The 24,687-nt window shown below is 61.6% G+C and carries 20 protein-coding genes; 10 read left to right on the top strand and 10 right to left on the bottom strand.

What is annotated here, in order from left to right:
• Window positions 1–159: 159 nt before the first annotated feature.
• Window positions 160–1,452, bottom strand: a complete 1,293-nt coding sequence (gene glyA, locus U1A24_RS12990) for a serine hydroxymethyltransferase (RefSeq protein ID WP_322322397.1) — start codon at window positions 1,450–1,452, stop codon at window positions 160–162.
• Between the two features lie 208 nt (window positions 1,453–1,660).
• Between glyA and U1A24_RS12985 the strand changes: the two genes are divergently transcribed.
• Window positions 1,661–2,422: an NAD kinase gene (locus U1A24_RS12985; protein ID WP_416136354.1), complete on the top strand. Its 762-nt coding sequence runs from the start codon at window positions 1,661–1,663 to the stop codon at window positions 2,420–2,422.
• A gap of 148 nt (window positions 2,423–2,570) precedes the next feature.
• On the opposite strand, the gene U1A24_RS12980 is transcribed toward U1A24_RS12985, so the two are convergent.
• From U1A24_RS12980 to U1A24_RS12960, 5 genes are all read right to left on the bottom strand, one after another.
• Window positions 2,571–4,007 (bottom strand): sigma-54 dependent transcriptional regulator, encoded by a 1,437-nt coding sequence (locus tag U1A24_RS12980; protein WP_322322395.1) that lies wholly within the window; start codon window positions 4,005–4,007, stop codon window positions 2,571–2,573.
• Complete coding sequence (locus U1A24_RS12975) at window positions 4,004–5,488, bottom strand: response regulator (protein ID WP_322322394.1); 1,485 nt, start codon at window positions 5,486–5,488, stop codon at window positions 4,004–4,006. The genes U1A24_RS12980 and U1A24_RS12975 overlap by 4 nt, the downstream gene beginning before the upstream one ends.
• Before the next feature lie 47 nt (window positions 5,489–5,535).
• Window positions 5,536–7,428 carry a propionate-CoA ligase PrpE gene (gene prpE, locus U1A24_RS12970; RefSeq protein ID WP_322322393.1) on the bottom strand — a complete coding sequence of 631 codons (1,893 nt, stop codon included), beginning with the start codon at window positions 7,426–7,428 and terminating at the stop codon, window positions 5,536–5,538.
• A 199-nt stretch (window positions 7,429–7,627) separates the two neighbouring features.
• A complete protein-coding gene (locus tag U1A24_RS12965; protein WP_322322392.1) occupies window positions 7,628–8,368 on the bottom strand; it encodes a hypothetical protein in 741 nt (246 codons plus the stop codon).
• Window position 8,369: 1 nt separating this feature from the next.
• The gene (locus U1A24_RS12960) at window positions 8,370–10,649 is read right to left on the bottom strand and encodes an NADP-dependent malic enzyme (protein WP_322322391.1); all 2,280 of its coding nucleotides are present in this window, start codon (window positions 10,647–10,649) and stop codon (window positions 8,370–8,372) included.
• A gap of 268 nt (window positions 10,650–10,917) precedes the next feature.
• Here U1A24_RS12960 and U1A24_RS12955 point away from each other — a divergent pair, with 268 nt between their 5' ends.
• The 7 genes from U1A24_RS12955 to U1A24_RS12925 all read left to right on the top strand — a co-directional run bounded on the left by U1A24_RS12955 (window position 10,918) and on the right by U1A24_RS12925 (window position 17,821).
• Window positions 10,918–11,988: a cupin domain-containing protein gene (locus tag U1A24_RS12955; RefSeq protein ID WP_322322390.1), complete on the top strand. Its 1,071-nt coding sequence runs from the start codon at window positions 10,918–10,920 to the stop codon at window positions 11,986–11,988.
• Between the two features lie 67 nt (window positions 11,989–12,055).
• On the top strand, window positions 12,056–12,448 hold the full coding sequence (locus U1A24_RS12950; RefSeq protein WP_322322389.1) for a cytidine deaminase: 393 nt from the start codon (window positions 12,056–12,058) through the stop codon (window positions 12,446–12,448).
• On the top strand, window positions 12,448–13,755 hold the full coding sequence (locus U1A24_RS12945; RefSeq protein ID WP_322322388.1) for a thymidine phosphorylase: 1,308 nt from the start codon (window positions 12,448–12,450) through the stop codon (window positions 13,753–13,755). Before U1A24_RS12950 ends, U1A24_RS12945 begins: the two co-directional genes overlap by 1 nt.
• A complete protein-coding gene (locus U1A24_RS12940) occupies window positions 13,756–14,952 on the top strand; it encodes a phosphopentomutase (RefSeq protein WP_322322387.1) in 1,197 nt (398 codons plus the stop codon). It abuts the gene before it with no gap.
• The gene (locus tag U1A24_RS12935; protein ID WP_322322386.1) at window positions 14,949–15,941 is read left to right on the top strand and encodes an adenosine deaminase; all 993 of its coding nucleotides are present in this window, start codon (window positions 14,949–14,951) and stop codon (window positions 15,939–15,941) included. Before U1A24_RS12940 ends, U1A24_RS12935 begins: the two co-directional genes overlap by 4 nt.
• Window positions 15,934–16,566, top strand: a complete 633-nt coding sequence (gene upp / locus U1A24_RS12930) for a uracil phosphoribosyltransferase (protein WP_322322385.1) — start codon at window positions 15,934–15,936, stop codon at window positions 16,564–16,566. The genes U1A24_RS12935 and upp overlap by 8 nt, the downstream gene beginning before the upstream one ends.
• A gap of 67 nt (window positions 16,567–16,633) precedes the next feature.
• On the top strand, window positions 16,634–17,821 hold the full coding sequence (locus U1A24_RS12925) for an SPOR domain-containing protein (protein WP_322322384.1): 1,188 nt from the start codon (window positions 16,634–16,636) through the stop codon (window positions 17,819–17,821).
• Between the two features lie 74 nt (window positions 17,822–17,895).
• Here U1A24_RS12925 and U1A24_RS12920 read toward each other — a convergent pair whose 3' ends face one another.
• Window positions 17,896–18,915, bottom strand: coding sequence for a hypothetical protein (locus U1A24_RS12920; RefSeq protein WP_322322383.1), 1,020 nt, complete (start codon window positions 18,913–18,915; stop codon window positions 17,896–17,898).
• Between the two features lie 64 nt (window positions 18,916–18,979).
• Entirely contained in the window at window positions 18,980–20,605 is a 1,626-nt protein-coding gene (locus U1A24_RS12915) for an AMP-binding protein (RefSeq protein ID WP_322322382.1), read from the bottom strand.
• 100 nt (window positions 20,606–20,705) lie between these two features.
• Here U1A24_RS12915 and U1A24_RS12910 point away from each other — a divergent pair, with 100 nt between their 5' ends.
• Window positions 20,706–21,626, top strand: a complete 921-nt coding sequence (locus tag U1A24_RS12910) for a DMT family transporter (protein WP_322322381.1) — start codon at window positions 20,706–20,708, stop codon at window positions 21,624–21,626.
• Here U1A24_RS12910 and U1A24_RS12905 read toward each other — a convergent pair.
• Window positions 21,623–22,201: a thymidine kinase gene (locus tag U1A24_RS12905; protein ID WP_322322380.1), complete on the bottom strand. Its 579-nt coding sequence runs from the start codon at window positions 22,199–22,201 to the stop codon at window positions 21,623–21,625. The two genes, U1A24_RS12910 and U1A24_RS12905, sit on opposite strands and share 4 nt — an antisense overlap.
• Before the next feature lie 402 nt (window positions 22,202–22,603).
• Between U1A24_RS12905 and U1A24_RS12900 the strand changes: the two genes are divergently transcribed.
• Entirely contained in the window at window positions 22,604–23,056 is a 453-nt protein-coding gene (locus U1A24_RS12900; RefSeq protein WP_322322379.1) for a hypothetical protein, read from the top strand.
• Between the two features lie 70 nt (window positions 23,057–23,126).
• Here the strand turns inward: U1A24_RS12900 and U1A24_RS12895 are convergent, their stop codons facing one another.
• Window positions 23,127–24,488, bottom strand: coding sequence for a DEAD/DEAH box helicase (locus tag U1A24_RS12895; RefSeq protein ID WP_322322378.1), 1,362 nt, complete (start codon window positions 24,486–24,488; stop codon window positions 23,127–23,129).
• Between the last annotated feature and the right edge of the window lie 199 nt (window positions 24,489–24,687).

Below are 24,687 nucleotides of genomic sequence, written 5' to 3'. Positions count from 1 at the left end.
GCCCAATCGCCAAGGCGACGCTCAAGGCGCGGGGTGGTGGGAGGCAATATGTTGGGGCTTGGCGTCATTGCAGGCGTCTTAGCAGGGCAAAAGCGGGCTGTCAGCCCGCATAGAAAAAGGGCGCAAGTTTCCCTGCGCCCTTTGGTCAATCTGTCAGGCTTACAGCCCAGGATACATCGGGAATTTCTCGCACATGGCTTCAACGCGGGCTTTCACCGCCGCTTCAACGTCGCCGTTGCCGTCTTCGCCATTGGCAGCCAGACCATCAACCACTTCGACGATCCATTTGCCGATCTGACGGAACTCATCCTCACCAAATCCACGTGTGGTGCCTGCGGGGGTGCCCAAACGGACGCCCGAGGTGACGGTCGGTTTTTCCGGGTCAAACGGGATGCCGTTCTTGTTGCAGGTGATGTTGGCGCGGCCCAAGGCTTTCTCGGTGGCATTGCCCTTCACACCCTTTGGGCGCAGATCGACCAGCATGACATGGGTGTCGGTGCCGCCGGTGACGATGTCGATGCCACCTTTCATCAGCTCATCCGCCAGGGCCTGAGCGTTCTTGATCACTTGACCTGCATAGGCTTTGAACTCAGGCCGCAAAGCCTCGCCAAATGCCACGGCTTTCGCTGCGATCACATGCATCAAGGGGCCGCCTTGGATGCCGGGGAAAATCGCCGAGTTCACTTTCTTGGCGATGTCTTCGTTGTTGGTCAGGATCATGCCACCGCGAGGCCCGCGCAGGGTTTTGTGCGTCGTGGTGGTCGCCACATCGGCATAAGGGAAGGGCGAGGGGTGATGACCGCCCGCAACCAGACCAGCAAAGTGGGCCATGTCGACCATCAGAATTGCGCCAACCTTATCAGCCACTTCGCGGAACTTGGCAAAGTCGATCTGACGCGGCACGGCAGAACCGCCTGCGATGATAAGTTTCGGCTTATGCTCAAGCGCCAAGGCCTCCAACTGGTCATAGTCGATGCGGCTGTCTTGCTGGCGCACGCCGTACTGAATGGCATTGAACCATTTGCCGGATTGGTTCGGAGCAGCGCCATGGGTGAGGTGACCGCCCGAGGCCAAGTTCATGCCCAGAATGGTATCGCCGGGTTTCAGCAAAGCGTTGAACACACCTTGGTTGGCTTGCGACCCTGAGTTCGGCTGCACGTTGACAAATCCGCAGCCAAACAGCTGCTTGGCGCGATCAATCGCCAAGTTTTCCGCCACATCCACAAATTCGCAGCCGCCGTAATAGCGTTTGCCCGGATAACCTTCGGCATATTTGTTGGTCATCACCGAGCCCTGCGCTTCCATCACGGCGCGGCTGACGATATTTTCCGACGCGATCAGCTCGATCTCATGGCGCTGGCGGCCGAGTTCGTTGGTGATCGAGCCAAAAAGCTCGGGATCGCGGCTGGCAAGGCTTTCGGTGAAAAATCCGGTATCGCGGTGGGCGGTCATGGCGTCTCCTGCGGTGATGGGCCGATTTGCAGCGGTTCTAGGCCAAGGGGGGGGCGCTGGGAAGGCAAGAAACGACGCGGAAGGCGTCGGTTACGCCGTCTTGTTCACTATAGGAAACTTGTTACCGCTATCGAAAGCGCCGCCGGGGGTTGAGTTTGGCGGCAGGGCGGGCAAGGCTGCGCATCCAGGCACAAGGATTCTGCGAGTGGTGTTCAAGAAGATCGCGTTTGTGGCCAGTGCGACCCCTCCGGCGCAAGAGGCGTTGGCGGAATTGGTGGGCTTGCATGGGCAGGTTGCGGTAGAGCTTGCAGATGTTGTGGTGGCTTTGGGGGGGGACGGCTTCATGCTGCAAACCCTGCATGAGACACAGAAGCTGGGCTTGCCGGTTTATGGGATGAACTGCGGCACGGTTGGGTTTCTGATGAACACCTTCTCGGCCGATCTGCTGCCGAAACGGTTGGGGGTGGCGGAGGAGGCGGTGATCCATCCACTGGCGATGACGGCGGTGTCGGTGGATGGATCGGTGACGCAGGCGCTGGCGATCAATGAGGTGTCGTTACTGCGGGCAGGGCCGCAGGCTGCGAAGGTGCGGATCTCGGTGGATGGTGTCGTGCGGTTGGAGGAACTGGTCTGTGATGGCGTGCTGGTCGCCACCCCGGCGGGATCCACGGCTTACAATTATTCGGCGCATGGGCCGATCCTGCCGATCGGGTCGGACGTGCTGGCCCTGACCCCGATGGCGGCGTTTCGGCCGCGGCGGTGGCGGGGGGCTTTGCTGCCCAAGTCAGTCGTGGTGCGGTTTGATATTCTGGAGCCGGAGAAACGCCCCGTGCGGGCGGATGCGGACAGCCGGCCTGTGACGGATGTGGTGTCGGTAGAAATCCGGTCGGAACCTTCCATCCGGCACCGGATCTTGTTTGATCCGGGGCATGGGCTGGAAGAGCGGCTGATTGTGGAGCAGTTTGCTTGATGTGGGGCTTGTCCACGCGTGGACATAATTTAAGATGTTATATATCAATTGGTTGCGAATCTGCGTTCAGGAAGTGTTAACACTTGCCCGCAGCGCCGCCGATTTCTGTGACAGAAATCGTCCACGATTTTTTGCTTAAAAAATCGGCCTAGCGCTTCGTCCAGGCTTCGATCTTGCGATAGAGCGTCGAGGGTGAAAGCTCCAGCACCCTTGCGGCTTTTGGCACCGAACCCTTGTGGCTGGCCAGGGTGGCTTCGATCACCATGCGCTCGATCTCGGCCAGCGGGCGGCCCAACAACGAGTCGAGGGCGACCGGATCGGTTTGGGTCGGGGCGTCGGAGGGGAAGGCGGGGCGCTGGGCGATGAGGGTCTCTTGTGCCTGTTGCGGCAAGCTTGCGGGCAGCATGGCCGAGGTCAGCACCCCGCCATCATGCAGCACGGCGACGTTGCGGATCACGTTCAGCACCTGCCGCACATTGCCGGGCCACGGCAGGCGACGAAACAGCGCGCGCACCTCGGGCGACAGGCCGTCAAACTGCTTGCCTTCCTCTTGCGCAAAGCGGGCAAGTGCCGTTTCGGCAATCTCGATGACATCATCACCACGCTCGCGCAAAGGCGGCATGTGGATCGGCACCACAAACAGGCGGTAAAACAGATCTTCGCGGAACTGACCGCGCCGCACCGCATCCATCGGGTCGCGGTTGGTGGCGCAGACGATGCGGACATTGACCTTGCGGGGCCGGGTGGCCCCCACCGGCACCACGGTCGAGGTTTGCAAAAACCGCAACAGTTTGGTTTGCAGCGCCGGGGCCATCTCGCAGACTTCATCCAAGAACAGCGTGCCGCCATCAGCCGCTGTGGCTGCCCCCGGTTTGTCGGAAATTGCCCCGGTGAAACTGCCCTTCATATGGCCGAATACCTCGGATTCCAGCAAATCCTGCGGGATTGCCCCACAGTTCAGCGCGATGAACGGGCCATTGGCGCGCGGGCTGTTGCCATGCACCGCCAGCGCGCACAGCTCTTTGCCGGTGCCGCTTTCCCCGGTGATGAACACCGTCGCCATCGAGCGGGCCACCGAGACGATGGTGGCGTGGATGGCGGCCATTGCCTCGGACGAGCCGATAAAGTCGCCGGTGGCCGATGAGCTGGTGGCCAAAGCGACAGGTTGCGGCGGGGCGGGGGGGGGAGATTTGGCGCGCGCTGGTTTGGCAGATGTGGTCTTGTAGGCATTGCTGACCACATTCAGCAGTCTTGCCTCATCAAACGGCTTGACCAGAAATTCATGCGCGCCCGCCCGCATCGCTTCGACCGCCTTGTTGATCGAGCCATGTGCCGTCATCACCACAACATGCAGACCGGGCCGCAGTTGCAGCATTTCGCGCATCAGATCCAAGCCGTCGCGGTCAGGCAGCACCAGATCAAGCAAGATCACCTGCGATGTTGCTTCGCGTAATAACTCCAACCCCTCGGCGGCGGTCCCTGCCGTAATCACCGCATAGCCTGCTTTGGTCAGCGCCGCGCGGTAGAGCAGTTGCAGCGAGGGGGTATCCTCGATCAACAGGATAGGGGGCAGGGATGCTGTCACCGCTGCTCCTCTGGATTGGTGGGGCTTGGGATCTTCTGGTCGATGAAATGGATCAACATGTCCAGCTGTTCAAGGGCTTGCGGCAGCAAGGTGTGGAAGGTGCCGCGATCTGGCACCGCCTGACTGGCAAGATCATTCATGGCTTGGGCCAATTGATGCAAAAAACTGGCACCTGCCGTGCCTGCCAGCGCGATCATGACATGGGTTTGACGGCGCACCGCGGGCCAGTCTGGGCCATGCGATGCCGCCACAAGGCCGCGTTCGGTGGCGCGCAGGTCTTTTTGCAGCCGATCCAGCAGTTCGGCAGCGACTTGCGGCCCGGCCATTTGCAGCAACTTCTCAAACTGATCCGGTTCAATCTGCTGCGCGGTATGGGCGGGGATGACGTTGCGGCGCAGCACTTGCAGCAGAACTTCGGAGAGGCCCTGCGCGTCCAGCACGGGTTTGCAGAGTAAGCCGTCAGCCCCGGCCACCAGTATCGCCGCCTTGTTGGCGCGCAGTTGATAGGCGGTGATCGCAAGGATCGGCAGCCGGGCGAGCGGCCCTGGTTGGCTGCGGATGTGGCTGATCACCTCCAGCCCGTTCATTTGCGGCATCTCTATATCGACGATCAGGGCATCAAACTTGCCTTGATGCAGTTGCGTGATGGCTTGCGCGCCATCAGCGACAGCGGTGATTTGCGCGCCTTGGTCGCTGAGCATCTGTGTCAGCAAAAGGCGGCTGGTTTCGCTGTCATCGGCAATCAACAAGTGGCGACCTCGCAGCAGCGTTTGTTGGAGTTTGGCAGTAGGCGGCTGGGGGCGCAGCGGCAACTGCACCGCGACTTCGGCACCGCCTTCTGAGTGGTTGCCGACGGCTATCTGACCACCGGCTTGTTCGACGATATCCCAAACGATGTGCAGGCCCATGCCCGAGCCGGGTGTACTGGCGCTCTCGTCACGGTTGTTACAGGTGTATAGGCGGGCCAATGTGCCGGGGGAAAAGCCTTTGCCCTGATCTTGCACGTTTATTCTCAGAATGTGATCCGGGGTGGTGCGCAGTTTACAACTGATGCGGCCGGTGTCGGCATATTTGAGCGCGTTGTTCAGCAGATTGGACAGCACACGTTCCAGCAAGGCGGGATCCAGGGCGAGATGCGCAGGCAGGCCCTTGGCATCTAGGTGAAAGCTGAGACCATGTTCCTGTGCGCGGGCATTCCAGCGCAGGTGAAGGTTGTCCAGAAACGGTTGGGTTTGTACGCTTTGCGCCGGGGCCAGTTTATCTGGCGGCGCGTCCAGCAGCAAAGCAAGGGCTTGCTCCAGCAAGAGGGCAAGGGACTCGCTGCCGGCGCGGGTGCGCGCAATCAGGTCGCGGAGTTCTGGAGCCAGCAGTTCAACGTCAATCAAGCGCAGCCCGCCGATCACCTCGGACAAAGCCGCACGCAGATCGTGGCCCAACAGGGCGACGGTCTGGGCATCGGAGGAGGCTCGGCTGCTGTGCATGGCGCCAAGGTAAGCGCTGCGCTGGCTTTGTCCAGTCTGGCTTGGCATTAAGCCTTGGCGTAGCCGATGGTTTGCAATGCGGTGCGGATTTCGTCGAGGATGGCCGGGTCGTCGATGGTGGCGGGCATCTTCCACGGCGTGTTGTCGGCGATCTTTACCATAGTGCCGCGCAGGATCTTGCCCGAGCGGGTTTTCGGCAAACGATCCACCACCACGGCGCGTTTGAAATCGGCGACCGGGCCGATTTTGTCGCGCATCAGCTGCACGCATTCCTTGACGATCAGTTGTGGATCGCGGGTGCAGCCTTTGTTCAGGCACAAAAAGCCCACCGGGCTTTGGCCTTTCAGTGCATCCGCCACGCCGACCACGGCGCATTCAGCGACATCCGTGTGGTTGGCCAGCACCTCTTCCATCGCTCCGGTCGACAAGCGGTGGCCCGCGACGTTGATCACATCATCGGTGCGGGCCATGATGTAAAGATAGCCATCGTCATCGACATAGCCTGCGTCGCCAGTCTCGTAATAGCCGGGGAAATGCGACAGGTAGCTTTTGATGAAACGGTCCTCGGCATTCCACAGCGTCGGCAGGGTGCCGGGGGGCAGGGGCAGTTTCACCGCGATGGCGCCCAGCGTGCCGGGGGCAACGGGATGGCCCCCCTCATCCAGAATCTGCACGTCATAGCCGGGCATCGCCACCGAGGGCGAGCCGACTTTCACTGGCAAAACCTCGATCCCCAACGGGTTGGCGGCGATGGCATAGCCGGTTTCGGTTTGCCACCAGTGATCAATCACCGGGATGTTCAGATGGCTTTGCGCCCAGTTGATCGTGTCGGGGTCGGCGCGTTCGCCTGCAAGGTAAAGCGCTTTCAGGTGGCTGAGATCATAGCCCGAGGGCAGTTCGCCGTTCGGGTCTTCGCGCTTGATGGCGCGCAGGGCGGTGGGGGCGGTGAAAAAGGTTTTCACCTTATGCTCGGCAATCACCCGCCAGAACGTGCCTGCATCGGGGGTGCCGACGGGTTTGCCTTCAAACACCAGCGTGGTGCAGCCCGCGATCAGCGGGGCGTAGCAAATATAGCTGTGGCCGACGACCCAGCCGACATCGGAGGCCGCCCAAAACACATCGCCGGGGTCACAGTCGTAAATCGCCCGCATCGTCCAGTTCAAGGCAACCAGATGGCCCGCCGTGGGGCGGACGACACCTTTCGGCGCGCCGGTGGTGCCAGAGGTGTAAAGTATATAGGCCGGATGATTGCCCGCGACGGGCACACATTCGGCAGGCTCGGTGCCGTATTGGAAGCTGTGCCACGCCACATCACGACCGGGGATCAGCGCTGCAACCTCTTGTTCGCGTTGCAGGATCACGCAAAACTCGGGCTTGTGGCTGGCCTGTTCGATGGCGGCGTCCAGCAGCGGCTTGTAGTGGATCACGCGGGACGGCTCGATGCCACAGCTGGCCGCGATGATGGCTTTCGGGGTGCAATCGTCGATCCTGACGGCAAGCTCTGCCGCAGCAAAACCACCAAACACCACGGAATGGATAGCACCCAGCCGGGCGCAGGCCAGCATCGCCTCCAGCGCTTCGGGGACCATCGGCATATAGATAATGACGCGGTCACCTTTCTCGATGCCCTTCGCACGCAAGGCCCCGGCGAGCGAGGCCACGCGGGTTTGCAACTCGGCATAGGTGATCGCGTGTTTGGTACGGGTGACCGGGCTGTCATGGATGATCGCCAATTGATCGCCGCGCCCGGCCAGAACGTGACGGTCAACGGCGTTCCAGCAGGTGTTGACCGTGGCATCGGTAAACCATTCGTAAAGCGGCGCGCGGGAGGCATCCAAGGCTTTGGAAGGCGGTGTGACCCAATCAATTTTTGCGGCGGCTTCCATCCAGAATGCTTCCGGATCGGCTTGCCAGCCTGCATAGATTTCACGGTATACCATTGTATGCCTCCTCCAAAGCTATGGCGGTCTTATGCAGGGCTGAATGAGTCGCGCAAGGATCGCGACAGGGGTGCGACAATAAGTTTGCATATATTGCGCGCAAGCGGGCGCAAAGTTTTGCAAACCTTGGAGTTATATGCGGCTTTTGATGGGAAAGTGCGGGGTTTGCAAAGTTCTGGAGCTTTGTTTGAGAACCAGATCACAGTTGGATGTGAATATGATCATCATGCCGCGCAGCACGGCAACCCTGAAAGCGCAGTTTGCTCCCCACTAGGCCAAGTTGGGTGGCGAGTGGCGGTTCCAGAAAGACTTTTGAGACTCGCGCGTCGGCCAGAAACAAGCGGGTCAGCGCCGCTGTGCGATTGGGTTCTAACGTCCGATCTGGCCAAACAGATTGCAGCCAGCGCAGGTTCCAGCGCCCCGTCAGCCAAACCGGGCGACAGGTGGTTTCATCGCCCAGTTCAAACGCCCAGTAGCCGATGGGGGAGCGGGTCTGCCCCGGCAGATAGCCGCCATCGCCTTGATAGTAAAAAGCGAAATCCAGCTTTTTGCCATCACTATGCGACAGATGTGGCAACAGCGGCATCCTGTCCAGAAATGGAAAGCCACCATCCAACGCTAGCGTGACCGTGCCGGGATGAGTCACGGTCATCTGGGTCGCAGCATCTCGCGCAACCGCTGCCAGTTCGGGCGAGACATAGTTGCGCATCAGCACGCAATAGGCTGGCGATTGCATCCGCAGCGGCTCACCAAAGCAGGGCAGCGGCGTACGGCCCATCACGGGAGCTATGAGCAAAGCCAAGCTCCATAATATCGCGTAGGCCAACCCGAAGGTCAGCAGGCGATGGCGAAAGCGCAGGGCCAGCAGCCAAGCGATCCCGCCCAGCTGCGTGAGCAGCGTGAGGGCGAGGATCAGCAGGGCATGTAGCGCGATGCGCATGTCAGCCGTAATGCGCGACCGGGGTGCCCGCGATGGCGGACATGTTCAGTAGCCCTCGCGCGGTGATCGAGGGCGTGGCGATATGGGCGCGGTTGCCCATGCCCATCAGGATCGGGCCAACTTCAAGGCCACCTGCCTTGAGTTTCAACATGTTGCGCGCCGTGCTGGCGGCATCGGAATAGGCGAAAACCAGCACGTTGGCCGGGCCCTGCATCCGCGAATGCGGGAAGATACGGGCGCGCAGTTCGGGGTCCAAGGCGGCATCGGCGTTCATCTCGCCTTCATAGATGAAGTCGACCTCGCGCGCGTCAAGGATTTCCAGCGCGCTCCGCATCCGTCGGCCAGAATCGCTGTCAAGGTTGCCAAAGCTGGAATGGCTGCACAGCGCGACCTTCGGCTCTACCCCAAAACGTTTGGCGTGACGCACGGCACCGATCACGGTTTCGGCGATCTGCTCGGCGCTCGGCACGGCATTGACCTGAGTGTCGGCGATAAACAACGGGCCGTCTTCCAGGATCATCAGCGAGAGCGCGGCACGGGGGTGCAGCCCGTCGCGCGCAAGGATCTGCCGAACATAGCCCAGATGCCACAGATATTGCCCGAATGTGCCACAAATCATCGATTCCGCATCACCGCGATGCACCGCGATCGCGGCGATGGCGGTGGTGTTGGTGCGCATGACGGCACGCGCAATATCTGGGGTGACGCCTTGGCGGGCCATCAACTCGTGGTAGGAACCCCAGTAGTCACGGTAGCGGTGGTCGCTTTCAGGGTTGATGATTTCAAAGTCTTTGTCCGGGCGGATCGGCAGGCCCGCGCGTTCGCAGCGGGTGGCGATCACCTCGGGGCGGCCGATCAGGATCGGCTTGTCGGTCATTTCCTCCAGCATGGCATTGGCGGCGCGCAGCACGCGCTCGTCTTCACCCTCGGCGAAAATAATCCGGCGGCTGGTTTGCGCGGCGGCCTCAAACACCGGGCGCATGATCAGGGCGGATTTGAACACCGAGCCGTTGAGTTTCTCGCGGTAGGCGTCCAGATCGTGGATCGGGCGGGTGGCGACGCCGGTTTCCATCGCAGCTTTGGCGACGGCAGAGGCAACTACGCCGATCAGGCGGGGATCGAAAGGCTTCGGGATCAGGTAATCGGCACCAAAGGTCAGCTTTTCGCTGGAATAGGCGGCGGCGGCCTCGGCGCTGGTGGTGGCGCGGGCAAGGGCGGCGATACCGTCAATGCAGGCCAGCTGCATCGCATCATTGATCACGGTTGCGCCCACATCCAAAGCGCCGCGGAAGATGAAGGGGAAGCAGAGCACGTTGTTGACTTGATTGGGGAAATCGCTGCGCCCGGTGGCCATGATCGCATCGGGGGCGACGGCGCGGACGGCTTCCGGCATGATCTCGGGGTTGGGGTTGGCCAGCGCAAAGATGATCGGGCGCGGGGCCATTTTCGCGACCATTTCCGGGGTCAGCACGCCGGGGCCGGACAGGCCGAGGAACAGGTCGGCATCCTTGATCACTTCGGCAAGGCTGGCCGCCGTGGTGCCTTGGGCGTAAGCGGCCTTTTGTTCGGTCATCTGTTCGTTGCGGTCTTTGTAGACGAGGCCGGCAAGGTCGCAAAGCCAGACGTTTTCACGTTTGACGCCGAGTTTCAGCAGCATGTTCAGGCAAGCGATTCCCGCAGCACCGCCGCCGGTGGACACAACCTTGATATCGGCGAAATTTTTACCCGCGACGTGCAGCGCGTTGGTGGCCGCAGCCCCCACGACGATGGCGGTGCCGTGCTGGTCGTCGTGAAAGACGGGGATTTTCATCCGCTCACGGCAAAGTTGTTCAACGATGAAACAATCCGGCGCCTTGATGTCTTCCAGATTTATCGCGCCGAAGGTCGGCTCCAGCGCGCAAACGATATCGGCGAGTTTGTAGGGGTCGGGCTCGTTCAACTCGATGTCAAAACAGTCGATATTGGCGAATTTCTTGAACAGAACCGCCTTGCCTTCCATCACCGGCTTGGAGGCCAAAGCGCCAATGTTTCCAAGGCCTAAGACGGCGGTGCCATTGGTGACAACCGCCACCAGATTGCCGCGCGCGGTGTAGCGCGAGGCTGTAGCGGGATCGGCTTTGATTTCAAGGCAGGCTTCAGCCACACCGGGGGAATAGGCGCGGCTCAGGTCACGGCCGTTGGCAAGTGGTTTGGTCGCCCGGATCTCCAGCTTTCCCGGTTTGGGGAATTCATGGTAGTCCAGTGCCGCTTGCCGTGCGTTATCTTGCCGAGCTTCTTCCATCCGAAACCTCCCTCAAAATTATGGTTTACCCTTAAACCAATTTTCTCGTCGCGCCAACCAGGGCTTTCCACAAGGTCTTTTTGCCTTGGTTTGGGAATGGCACCTGGGGATATGATCTTGCGTCTGTGCCTGCAGACTAAAAGCAAACCACCGTCCCCGCAAAGCCAGAGTGGCATCGGTGATAGCTCGTATCAAAATTAGTGGCTTGAAAGTGAAGCTTTAAGTTTGAAATATGACGGCAGTTTCATCGCCCCAAAGGGATAAGCCAATGTCTGATATTCGCGCCGAAATCGTGCTGCCGACCAAGGATCTGCGCAAGGATTTGCCGTTCTTTACCAAGACCTTGGGGATGCGGATGGATATGATCTATCCGGCGGACAATCCGGCGGTGGCGGTGATCTCGGGCCACGGGCTGCGGCTGCGGCTGGATGCCGAAAGCAAAGCCGCCCCCGGTTTGCTGCGAATACTGACCGATGATCCGATTGGCGATGGCGCGAAGGCACTGACCTCGCCGGGGGGCACCAAGGTTGAGATTGATGAGCTGAACCCGCCGCTGGTGCTGCCGAAAACCGAACATGCGTTTGTGGTGCGCCGCTTGGCCGATCAAGCACCTTGGGTGATTGGCCGCGCCGGGATGGAATACCGTGATCTGATCCCGACGCGGCTCGGCGGGGCGATGATCGCCAGCCACATCCGGGTGCCGGATGGCCCGGTGCCGGATATGGTGCATTACCACAAAGTTGGGTTTCAGCTCATCTTCTGCGTCGCGGGCTGGGTCGATGTTCTCTATGAAGATCAGGGCGATATCATGCGGATTGAGGCGGGCGATTGTTTTATCCAGCCCCCGACGATCCGCCATAAAGTGCTGCATTCCGAAGGCGTGCAGGTGGTGGAAATCGGCGTGCCAGCCGAGCATGTCACTGAGATTGACCACACGATGACCTTGCCGAATGGCACCATCAACCGGGATCGCGAATGGGACGGCCAGCGCTTTGTGCATAATATTGGCAGCACGGGGGCGTTTGCGCCGTTCCGTATTCCGGGGTTTGAGGCGCGCGATACCACGATCAACGCCAACACCAAGGGCGTGGCGAGCGTGATGGTCGCGCGGCCCACCGGCGTTGCCCCTTGGACCAAACATCAGGGCGATATTCTGTTCAGTTTCGTGATGTCGGGTGAAATGACCTTGGAGGGAGAGGGCAAAGACCCCTTCCGTCTGGCCCCCGGCGATGCCTTTGTGATCCCGCCGGGGATGGCGACGCGCTATGCGGATTGCAGCGCGGATTTGCAGCTGCTTGAGGTCTCGCTGCCCGGAAATCCGCCGACGCAGGTTCTGTAGGGCGCTTGCACTTTGCAGGGAAGCGGCTCACACTTCTGGACCATATGGTCAGGAAGTGGAGCCGCTGATGTCGTTGTTGAATGCTGCAACCGAGGTGCGGCTGCGCGCCTATGCGCCCTATTCGCGGTTCAAGGTGGGGGCTGCGATCCGCTCGGTTGAGGGCAATCTGCACGTCGGCTGCAATGTTGAAAACGTGGCTTACCCGGAAGGCACCTGCGCCGAGGCGGGGGCGATTGCGGCGATGATTGCCGGCGGGGATACGCGGATTGCCGAGATTGCAGTGATCGCCGACAGCCCCGAGCCTGTGCCTTGCTGTGGCGGCTGCCGTCAGAAGATCGCCGAATTTGCGGATCAGGGCGTGCGGGTAACGCTTTACACCACCGATGGAAAATCGAAGTCGCTCACGGTGGCGGAACTGCTGCCGGGAGTATTCACCTCGGCCCATATGGAAAACACCTGATGGACGCTCGCGCCATTATCGTCAGCTTGCGGGATGGCGCGGTGCCCTCGACCGAAGAGTTGCAATGGTTCGCTCAAGGGCTGGCCTCGGGCGCTGTGACGGATGCGCAGGCGGGGGCGTTTGCGATGGTGGTGCTGCTGAAAGGCTTGGGCGAAAGTGGCCGCGTGGCGCTGACACGGGCGATGCGGGACTCGGGCCATGTACTGGAATGGGATATGCCGGGGCCGGTGTTGGACAAGCATTCCACCGGGGGCATTGGCGATTGCGTGTCGCTGCTGCTGGCCCCGGCGCTGGCGGCTTGTGGGGCCTATGTGCCGATGATTTCGGGCCGGGGTCTGGGGCACACCGGCGGCACGCTGGACAAGTTGGAATCTATTCCGGGCTTCAAGACCGGGTTGACCGAAGATCAATTGCGGCGGCAGTTGAAGGATATTCGCTGTGCCATCGTCTCGGCTTCTGCGGAAATCGCGCCTGCGGATCGACGCTTGTATGCGGTGCGCGATGTGACCGGAACGGTGGAATCGGTGGATCTGATCACGGCGTCGATCCTGTCGAAAAAGCTGGCGGCGGGACTGGAAGCACTTGTTCTGGATGTAAAATGCGGATCTGGCGCGTTCATGAAAACGCTGGCCGAGGCTGAGGCTTTGGCGCGGGCCTTGGTGTCTACGGCGCAGGGTGCGGGCTGCATGACCAGCGCTTTGATCACCGATATGAGCCAGCCTTTGGCGACAGCCGCGGGCAATGCGCTGGAGGTGATCGAGGTGATGGAGACGCTGACGGGCACGAGCGTCAACGCCGCCCTGTGGGATATCACTATGGCTTTGGGCGGTGAGGCTTTGGCCTTGGGCGGGCTTGCAGCGGACCCTGCCGATGGCGCTGGGCGGATTGAGCAGGCGCTGGAATCCGGGGCGGCGGCGGAATGGTTTGGCCGCATGGTGGCGGCGCAGGGCGGGCCGCTGGATTTTGTGGAACGCTGGCCGGACCGCCTGCCTGCCGCAACCGTGATCCGCGAAGTGCCCAGCCTGCGACCCGGTTTTGTCAACAGGATTGACGGGCAGGGCTTGGGGCTGGCGGTGGTCGGCCTTGGCGGCGGGCGGCAGCGCGAGGGCGACAAGCTGAACCTGTCGGTGGGGTTGTCGGATCTGGCGGGGATTGGCGAGGATATTGGCGCGGGCGATCCGCTCTGCATGGTGCATGCGGCGACCGAAGCGGCGGCAGAAGAGGCGATCCGCTTGGTGCAGGCGGCCTATGTGATGGGGCCCACCACGCCGCCCGACCCGGATTTGATCATCAAAAGGATAGCCTGAATGGCACGCGCATTTCTGATCGTGATGGATTCGGTGGGCTGCGGCGGTGCGCCCGATGCCGCGGATTTCGGCGATGCCGGGTCGAACACGCTGGGCCATATCGCTGAAGCCTGCGCCTTGGGCCGTGCGGACGAGGGGCGATCAGGGCCGTTGCGGATGCCCAATCTGGATGGATTGGGGCTGGGGGCGGCCATTCGGCTGGCCTCTGGGACGGCGGCTGCGGGATTTGACGCCGTGCCTGTGGGGCGCTGGGGGGCTGCGACGGAAGTGTCGCGCGGCAAGGATACGCCCTCGGGGCATTGGGAATTGGCCGGGGTGCCGGTGCCGTGGGAGTGGACGTATTTTCCCGACATCGTGCCTGCGTTTCCGCCCGAATTGGTGGCGTTGGTGTGCCGGTTGGCCGGAACCGAGGGCATTCTGGGTAACTGCCATGCCTCGGGCGTGCCGATCATCGAGCAGCATTGCGCCGAGCATCTGCGCACAGGCTGGCCGATTTGCTATACTTCGGCGGATTCTGTGTTCCAGATTGCCGCGCATGAAGAGGCGTTTGGTTTGGAACGGCTGTTGAAACTGTGTCAGGATCTGGCACCGCATCTGCACGCGATGAAGGTGGGCCGGGTGATTGCGCGGCCATTTACCGGGGTTCCGGGGGCGTTCAAGCGCACCGCGAACCGGCATGATTACGCGATGGACCCGCCGGGGCCGACCTTGCTGGAATGGGTGCAAAACGCCGGGCGCAGCACCCATGCGATTGGCAAGATTGGCGATATTTTCTCGATGAAGGGCATCGGCAAGCTGTGGAAGGGCAAAAGTGATCTTGACCTTTTCGGGTATCTGGATGGCTTGGCGGACACAGCTGAGCAAGGTTCCTTGACCTTTGCGAACTTCGTCGAGTTTGACACGCTGTATGGCCATCCGCGTGACGTGGCGGGCTATACCCGTGCGTTGGAATGGTTCGATAGCCGCGTGGGGCCGTTTTTGGCGCGGCTGCGCCCCGGCGATCTGGCAATTTTCACCGCCGATCATGGCAATGATCCGACATGGCGCGGCACCGAACACACGCGCGAGCGGGTGCCGGTGATCTGCGCGGGCATCGGCTCGGGCAGTCTGGGGTTGCGGGCGTTTGCGGATGTCGGGGCATCGGTGGCCGCGCATCTGGGGGTGACGGCGATGGGGCCGGGAAGGAGTTTTCTTTGACGATCAACAGTTTGCCGAAGGTCGAGTTGCATTTGCATCTTGAGGGCGGCGCGCCGCCTGCGTTCATCAAGGGCCTCGCAAAAGAAAAGAACATCGACATTGCTGGGATCTTCAACGAGGACGGCAGCTATAAATTCACCGATTTCTGGAACTTCCTGAAGGTCTATGAGGCGGCGTGTGAGCCGTTGAAAGGCCCGCAGGATTTCTACCGCCTGACCCTCGCTGTGCTTGAGGAAAGTGCCGCAAGTGGTGTGGTTTACAGCGAAACTTTCCTGTCGCCTGATTTCTGCGGCGGACGCGATCTGGGGGCGTGGCGCGAATATCTGCACGCCATCCAAGAGGCTGCGGCCAAGGCCGAGAAGGATTTCGGCATCACGCTGCGCGGCATCGTCACGCCGATCCGGCATTTCGGCCCGGAAAAAGCCCGCGAAACCGCGCGCTGTGCGGCAGAAACGGCGGGGGCGTTCATCACCGGCTTTGGCATTGGCGGCGATGAAAAGTCTGGCGAGTTGAAGGACTTTCTGTGGGCGTTCGATGCGGCGCGCGAAGCCGGTTTGCGCATCACCGCCCATGCCGGGGAGTGGAAGGGCCCGGATGAGGTGCGCGCGGCGATGAATGATCTGGGCGCGGAACGTATCGGCCATGGAGTGCGGGCGATTGAAGACATGGCGCTGGTGGAAGAAATCGCCGAGCGTGGCGTGGTGTTGGAAGTTTGTCCGGGATCGAACGTCGCCCTCGGGCTATACCCCAGTTTCCGCAAGCATCCGATTGGCGAGATGTATGATCGCGGTGTCAAGGTGACGATCAACACCGACGACCCGCCGTTCTTTCACACCACGATGGCACGCGAATACGAGATGTTGCACCGGGCATTCGACTGGGACGAGGGGGTTTTTGCCAAGATCGCCCGCACCTCGCTTGACGCGGCGTTTTGTGACGCCGATACCAAAACCCGCATTCTGAAAATTCTGGAGCAGGCCAATGGCTGAACATCTGACCGTCGTTTCCCACCCATTGGTGCAGCACAAGCTGACGTTGATGCGCGAGAAAGACACCTCGACCGCTAGTTTCCGCAAGCTGCTGCGTGAGATCAGTCTGCTGCTTGCCTATGAGGTGACGCGCGAATTGCCGATGACCACCAAGGCGATTGAGACGCCGATTGAGCCGATGGACGCACCGACGATTGACGGTAAGAAACTGGCGCTGATCTCGATCCTGCGGGCAGGCAACGGGTTGCTGGATGGTATCCTCGAACTGATCCCGGCAGCGCGGGTGGGGTTTGTCGGACTGTACCGCGACCCGGAAACACTGCAGCCAGTGCAATACTACTGCAAACTGCCGGATCATTTGGAAGAACGGGTGTCGATTGTGGTCGACCCGATGTTGGCGACCGGCAATTCCAGCGTCGCGGCGATTACGCTTTTGAAACAATCGGGTGCGAAGAATATCCGCTTTTTGTGCCTGCTGGCGGCCCCCGAAGGCATCGCCCGGATGAAAGAAGCCCATCCCGATGTGCAGATTGTCACAGCAGCGGTAGACCGGCAGCTGAATGACCATGGATATATTGTCCCTGGGCTAGGGGATGCGGGCGATAGGATGTTTGGCACTAAATAAAGCCTAAGCCTCTTTACTCGGAAACAATCCTGACGCATTCTTTCCCCAAAACTCCTTGGGGGGCGTCATGCTGTTGAAAATTGTATCGGTTGCGGTGTTCGCGGCAGTGCTGGGGCCGATTGTGGCCTCGGCGCAGACAGTCTCGCAGATCGGCCAACCCGCCGAGCGGCCCCCGGCCAGCTACAAGGGCGCGCAATATGTCGACAGCCGGGGCTGTGTTTTCATGAACGCAAACTACGGCGGCGCGGCGCAATGGGTGGCGCGGGTCAACCGCAGCCGCAAGGTTTTGTGCGGCTATCCCCCGACATTCGGCCCGAAACCGGTGATCGAGATGGCGGATGAAACGCCAGCCGCGAAGCCCGTTGTCGTTGCCGCGGCGCCCGTGGTGGTGAAGCCCGCCAAGGCCAAAGCGCCGATGGCGACCGTGGCCAGCGCGATGATGCCCGAAGCGGTGGTGGTTGGGCCTGCGCCGGTGCCGCGCGCACGCGTCGCGGTGGTGGCAAACCTGCCCACCCCGGTGCAGAGCTATGAGCGCGCGGCAACGTCGGGGCCTGCTGCGGGCAAGATCGGCTGCTACAGCTCGGCTCCGGTGGCGGAAGTGGTGCGGCTGCGCAATGGTGGCACGGCAGTGGTCTGCACGCGCGGCGATGGCACGCTGACCGGCTGGCGGCCGCCGATCTATCCGCGTGGCGCGGGTGTAGGGGCTGCGCTGAGCGAACCTGTGCAAGTGGCACGGGCGGATCATGCGGGCGTGGGCCGGGTGGCGGTTGCCTCCACCTATGCGTCGGCAGAGTTGCCGGAAGTGGCGGTGCCGAAGGGTTACAAGCTGGCATGGACGGATGACCGCCTGAACCCGCAGCGCGGCATTGGCACGGCACAAGGGCAGGCGGCGCAAGATCAGCTGTGGACGCGCACCGTTCCGGCGAGACTGGTCACCGATGTGCAGAAGACCAAGGTGAAGAAGCGTGTGGCGGCCTCGGTGACCGTGTCGTCGAAGGGGCAGGCCGAGCTTGCCCCGAAAGCCGCGCGCGGTGGGGCTTGGGTGCAGATCGGCACCTTTGGCGTGGCAAGTAATGCGGCGGGGGCTGCGGCACAGTTGCAGGCTTTGGGGCTGCCGGTGGCAAAGTCGAAGCTGAACCGCGGCGGCAAGAATTTGCAGATCGTGATGGCGGGGCCGTTCGGCTCGGCTGCTGAGGCGCAGACCGCATTGCGGATGGCGCGCGGCGCAGGGTTTGGCGACGCCTACATCCGCTAAGACTTTGGCGCTAAGGCTTTGGAAAGATTGCGAAGCCCCTCGGTTTGCGCCGGGGGGCTTTTGCTATGTTCGGCTTAGCCGTTGCAGATATCTTGCAGGGCTTTCCAGTGCGCTGCGCTGAGAACCTCGGGCTGACTGCCTTTCGGGAACGGGTCAGCCTCGATCAGCGGCAGCGTGGTTTCGCCGGATTTGTCCACCGCATAGGCATAGGGCTGGGCGGTGATCTTCGCCGCTTGGAACGCGGCAAGCTGGGCTTCATCGCTTAGGGTCGGCGTCGGTGGGATCAGCAGGCTTTCCCCGTAGCCATCCAGCGCCTCGGGCGCGATAGCGCCGCTGGCAAGCAGACGGATCGTCGCCAGCAGCCCGGCTTTTTCCAGCAAGGGACGCATCGGATCGCTCAAGGCGGCTTGGCCGGTGGCATTCAAAATATACCCGGCGAGCGCGTCGGGTGTCTCGGTGCTTTGCAGCAGTTTTTCTGGCAGGATCAGCAAATCCCCCGGCAGCGCCAGCGGCGCTTGCAGCGCGTCGCGCACCACCAGCACATGCGGTGGATGCGTCGGGTTGATCCGCAGGCCCAAAGCCACCGAGGCGGCGGTGCCAGCCTTGCCGGTGCAGGGCGATCCGGTGACTTTGGTCAGGTCTTGCAGCGCCAGCTTGCCCAGATCGCTGCGGGTGGCGGGGGGCAGCATCGCGGCGGTGTAGTCGATCAACTGGCCGGGCAGCCAGAACACCGCCAGCGATCCGATCACAGCACCAAAGCCGCCCAGCAGCACGCCGCGCAAACGGCCCGGTTTGGGCCTGCGACGTTCCAAGGCGGTGCGCACGGTGTCCAGCGCCGCCATCATCTCGGTGTCGTCGACCTCAAGCGTTTCGGCGTCGTCCTCGCCGGGACTGTAGAGCGCGGGCAGTTTGCCGGGGTTCAGTCGGGTCAGCGCAGGCAGCGACCATTGCGCCAGCGCCATCTCGGTTTTTGGATCAGACAACACAATGGTGGCTTCGCGCAGGCCGACGACAACCTCGCGCAGTTGCGCCGAGGGGGTTTCGCGCCACAGCCCCGGACTTTCCAGCCGCAGGTATTTGCGAAGTGCTGTCATTGCGCGGAAGTGTCTTTCCCTATTCTCATGGGGTTACGATAGCCACTTGCTGCGCAGGCCACAATCAGGCGTCCATCAGTTTCGCCACCGCACGCAGTTCAAACTTCTGGATTTTTCCAGTCGAAGTCTTGGGAAGCTCGGTGAACACCACATGTTTCGGGGTTTTGAAGCCCGCAAGCCGCGTGCGGCAATGTGCGATCAACTCGGCCTCAGTGGCACTTGCCCCCGGTTTCAGTTCGACAAACGCGCAAGGCACCTCGCCCCATTTCGCATCGGGCTTGGCGACCACGGCGCAAAGGCTGACGGCGGGGTGGTGCATCAGCGCGCCCTCGACTTCGACCGAGGACACGTTCTCACCGCCCGAGATGATGATGTCTTTGGCGCGGTCGGTGATTTTCAGATAGCCGTCGGGGTGTTGGAAGGCGATATCGCCCGAGCGGAACCAGCCGCCCTTGAAGGCCTCGGCGGTGGCTTCGGGGTTCTTGTAATAGCCCTTCATCACCATATTGCCGCGCAGGGCGATTTCACCCAGATGCTGCGTATCGCGGGCGACGGGATTGCCATGGGTATCATGCAGCGCGGCCCCCTCCAGCATCGCCATGGCCACGCCAGTGCGGGCCTTCAGGGCGGATCGGTCATCGCCCGTTGCCGTATCCCATTCGGTTTGCCACAGACATTCGGTAGCGGGGCCGTAGGTTTCGGTCAGCCCGTAAACCTGCGTGACGTTGAAGCCGAGGGGTTCAAACGCGGCCAGAGTAGCGGCAGGGGGCGGTGCGCCTGCGGTGAAAACTTCAACAATGTGGGCAAAGCTGCGGCGGTCTTCCGGCTTGCAGTTGATCATGGTGTTCAACACGATGGGGGCGCCGCCGAAATGCGTCACGCCCTCATCCGCGATGGCGTCATAGATCGCTTTGGCGGTGACATCGCGGCAGCAGACCACGGTGCCGCCCAGCATCGGGATCATCCAGGCGTGACACCAGCCGTTGCAGTGAAACAGCGGCACGATGGTCAGATAGGTCGGGAAAAGTTGCATCCGCCATGCGATGGTATTGGCGGTGGTGGCGAGGTAAGCGCCGCGATGGTGGGTGACAACGCCCTTGGGCCGCCCGGTGGTGCCAGAGGTGTAGTTGATCGCCAAGCTTTCCCATTCATCCTCGGGCATCAGCCAGTCAAAACCGGGATCGCCCGTGGCCAGCATATCCTCGTAGGTTTCATAGCGGCCCGAGGCGGTAAAGCCGTGATCCACCACTTCGATGATCTGCGGTGCGGGTGTGGTGATCTGGGCAATCGCGGCTTCGGCGAGCGGCAGGAAAGCGGTGTCACAGAGCAGCAGTTTCGCCTCGGCATGGCCGAAGATAAAGGCCACGGTGTCAGCCTCTAGCCGCGTGTTGATGGTGTTCAGCACAGCCCCGCAGGCGGGCACACCGAAATGCGCCTCGGCCTGCGCGGGGATGTTCGGCAGCAAGGTTGCGACCACATCGCCGGGCTGGATGCCGCGCTGCGCCATGGCGCTGGCGAGTTGGCTGACGCGGGTGGCATAGTCGGCATAGCTCAGACGGGTGGATTTCCACACCAAAGCGGTGCGGTGGGCAAACACATCCGACGCGCGGCGCAGGTGCGACAGCGGTGTAAGTGGCGCATAGTTCGCCCGCGTTTTGCCAAGCCCGGATTCATCTGCCAGCCAGCCCATCTTGTCACCTCCCCGAAACCACGCGCGATATGTCGCTTTCTGACGTGCAGAGTGGAAGGCTTCCGGGCAGTTGGAAAGCTGGAAACCGAAGGATCATGCCATGTCCGCGACGAAAGACCATACTTTAGCCGCCGCCGGACTGATCTTTACCTATGCGATGATCATCGGCTTCACCGACAACTATGTGAAGGTGATCGCGGCTGAGGCCGGGCTGTGGCAGTTCCACTTCACCCGCACCTTCATCGCGATGATCCTGCTGGGGATGCTGGCGGTGGCATTCGGGCTGCGGCTGCGCCCGGTGAACCTGCGGGCGGTTGTGGCGCGGTCCAGCATTCATGGCGCGGCGATGGTGATCTATTTCGGCGCTTTGGCGTTTCTGCCCGTGGCCCTGGTCGCCGCAGGGCTGTTCACCGCACCGATTTTCGTGCTGCTGATTTCGCGCTTCGCTTATGGCCATGCGATTGGCCCGGTGCGGATTATTGCGGTGGCGGTGGGGTTTATCGGCGTCATTCTGGTGCTGGGACCCGAGGCAATGTCAGGCGCGTCGCTCGCCGCCTTGCTGCCAGTGATCGCAGGCGCGATGTATGCGATGGGCAATATTGCGACGCGCGAGTGGTGCCCGGAGGAGAGCGCCGAAACCTTGCTGGCCGGGTTTTTCGTGGCTTTGGGGGTGATTGGGGCTGTGGGCATGGTGGTGTTAGCCGTGTGGCCGATTGCGGTGCCTTTGGGGACCGATGGCTTTTTGCAGCGCGGGGCTGTCTGGGCCTCGGGTGAGTTTTATTTCTGGACCTTTGTGCAGGCGGCGGGGTCGCTGATCGGCGTGGGCATGATGATCCGCGCCTATCAGATCACCGAAGCCAGCCGGGCCTCGGTGCTGGAATACATCATCCTGCCCGCCTCGGCATTCTGGTCTTATGTGATCTGGGGCGAGACGCTGACACCTTTGGCGGTGTTCGGCATGGCGCTGATCGTGGCCGCTGGGTCGATGATCGCGCTGCGGGCAAAGGCGCAAGAGGGCTAATCGCCCACCGCTTCCCGCCAATGGCGGCGGCAGAGCGAAACATAGGTTTCATTGCCGCCGATCTGCACCTGTTCGCCGTCTTTCAGTGCCCGGCCATCCGGTCCGCGCCGGATCACCATCGTCGCCTTCTTGCCGCAGTGGCAAATCGTGCGCACCTCCCGCATCTCATCCGCCCAAGCCAGCAGGGCCGCGGATCCGGGGAAAAGATTGCCTTGGAAATCGACGCGCAAGCCGTAGCACATCACCGGAACGCCCAGATCATCCACCGCGCGGGCCAGCTGCCAGACCTGCGCTTTGGTCAGAAACTGCGACTCATCAATGAACACGCAAGCCACCGGGCCCCGCGCAAACCGCGCCGCAAGTTTGACAAAAAGGTCATCTTCGGGCGCGAAGGTATCCGCTGGCTCGCCAATACCAATCCGGCTGGCGATCCGACCTTCCCCCGCGCGATTGTCGAACTGTGCGGTGATCAGATAAGTCTGCATCCCGCCCTCGCGATAGTTATGCGCGGCTTGCAGCAGCAGGGTCGATTTGCCTGCGTTCATCGTGGAGTAGTTGAAATACAGCTTGGCCATGCGCCGATCTAGCGCATGGCCAAGGGGAGAGGCAAGACCGTGCGAGGAGTCACGGCGCCTGCCATCAGGATGCAACGGACATCGGATACACACAGCAACAAGGCACACACTCGGGTGGGGCACAAAACGAACCCGCTTCAACACTTACGCGCGATCAGGCGAACCCAAAAGCCAAACTCAGACAGCAGGTCCGCCGTGCGACCGTGACACTTGCCTCAAATCACCCAGGAAAGGGCTTATGCACGACGGACCCCACCCACACCAACGCTGGGGGCGTTGGCCACTCACTACAGTTCCAGTTGCCCAGAACACCTTTATGAATGACAAATCCTTAGGACGGCATTAATGGGAAAAGACAGAGTGAATTCCCCGGTTTAGCGATAGGGGTGGGTAAGGCGCATTATGAGTTCCGAAAGCTATCTGAAGAAACACACCGAAGCTTTGGTCAAAGACGTCGGCATCGAGGCCGCCTGTGCGTTGACTGGCAAGTCGAAGGCGACGCTGGGGCGTTACTATTCGGATTCCGGCGAGCATGATGACCGCTTCATGCCGATCGACGTGGTGGCGCAGCTAGAATCTGCGGCGCGATTTCCGCATGTGACCTCGGCCCTGGCCGATCTGCGCGGCATCACGCTCAGCTACGATCCAGAAAAGCGCAACGCCGACAGCAAGGGCGTCAATCAAGACGTGGTGGCGCTGGCACAGCGCTTTGCCATGCTGATGGCCGAGTATAACACGGCGATTGGCGATGGGGTGATTTCCGTGAATGAGGCCAAACGGATGCTGCGGGAAACCTTGGCTATTCAACAGGTTCTGCTGGATATGAAGTTGAACCTTGAGGATGAGGTCAGCTAGGTTTCGCCGTTCTCGGCATAGAAAAAGCGCCCGGATCACCTCCGGGCGCTTTTCAGTTTAGCCTGTGGTTTTAGCGCGGCGTGCGGGCGACTGCCGAGCGCGGCTTGGCCGCCCCATCAGCGCGGCGCGGCGCAAAGCTGCCGCCAGCGGGCTTCGGTTTGCCCTGCGGTTTCGCACCGGGCTTGCCGGGGGCCGCGCGCTGGATCGGCTGCGATCCGGCTTTCTGACCACCACGACCTTGACCAGGGCGCTGGCCACGGTTCTGGCCGGGCTTCGGTGCCGCAGCAACCGCATCCGCAGCCCAAGGCGCGCCACCCAAGACCGGGATAGCTTTTTTCAGCAGCTTTTCAATGGCTTGTAATTCGCCCATTTCCGCAGGCGCGCAGAAGGAAATCGAGGTTCCCTCTTTGCCAGCCCGCGCGGTACGACCAATGCGGTGCACGTAGTTTTCCGGCACGTTCGGCATGTCGAAGTTATAGACAAAGCGCACGCCGGGAATGTCGATGCCGCGCGAGGCCACATCGGTCGCCACCAGCACGTCCAACTCGGCCTTGCGGAATTCGGTCAGGGTGCGGTCGCGCTGGTTCTGGCTTTTGTTGCCGTGGATCGAGCCTGCCTTGAAGCCCCAAGCCACCAACAGCTTCATCAGCTTTTCCGAGCCATGCTTTGTGCGGCCAAACACCAAAGCCTGCTCGCCCGGATGTTTCAGCAGATATTCTTTCAACATCAGCGCTTTATCGCCATTCGGCAGGTAATGCACGCCTTGGTCGATCCGCTCTACGGGCTTGCCCGGAGGGGCGACTTGCACCTTGATCGGGTTTTGCAGATAGGTCGCGGCCAACTCCTCAATATCCTTCGGCATGGTGGCCGAGAACAGCAGGGTCTGGCGTTTCAGCGGGATATGCTTGGCGATTTTGCGCAAAGAATGGATGAAACCCATGTCGAGCATGTGGTCAGCCTCGTCCAGCACCAGATAGCCGGTGGCGTGCAACGACACATCGCCACGCTCCAGCAAGTCGATCAGGCGGCCGGGGGTGGCGACAAGGATATCCGCGCCGCGTTTCAGCCGTTCGGCTTGTTTGAACAGCGAAGCCCCGCCGACAACCATAGCGACCTTCACCGAGGTGCCTTTGGTGAAAACCTCAAGGTTATCCGCGATTTGCGCGACAAGCTCGCGGGTCGGGGCCAAGATCAAAGCCCGCACGGTTTTCGGCGCAGGCGGGTGGCCCAGATCAAGGATGCGGTGCAACAGCGGCAGGCCAAACGCGGCAGTTTTGCCGGTGCCGGTCTGCGCCAGACCCATCAGGTCTTTGCCCGCCATGATGTGCGGGATCGCCTGCACCTGAATCGGCGACGGCATTTTGAGGGTGGTTTTTTCCAATGCTTTCAGGATGGTTTCCGAAAGCCCAAGGTCTGCGAAAGTGGTGGTCATAACAGTCTTTCCGGCGGCCCATAGCCGCCCGTCCACCCCGAGGGGCGGCAGTGGGAAGCGACACCCCCTCGCATCAGGCGCTTGCCCAATACCGTGGCCGTCGCGGAACCCCTGCGTGCGGTGGGAACCAGTCTCGGGGTCTTACACATGCTCACGCGGCACGGACGCTCCGATGGGAGGGGAGATGGCGGATTGGGGG

It is taken from the genome of Cypionkella sp. (assembly GCF_034376685.1).
In the GTDB taxonomy this organism is placed as follows: domain Bacteria; phylum Pseudomonadota; class Alphaproteobacteria; order Rhodobacterales; family Rhodobacteraceae; genus Cypionkella.
Note: the sequence above shows the minus strand (reverse complement) of the source record. Positions and strands in the feature narration are given on the sequence as shown.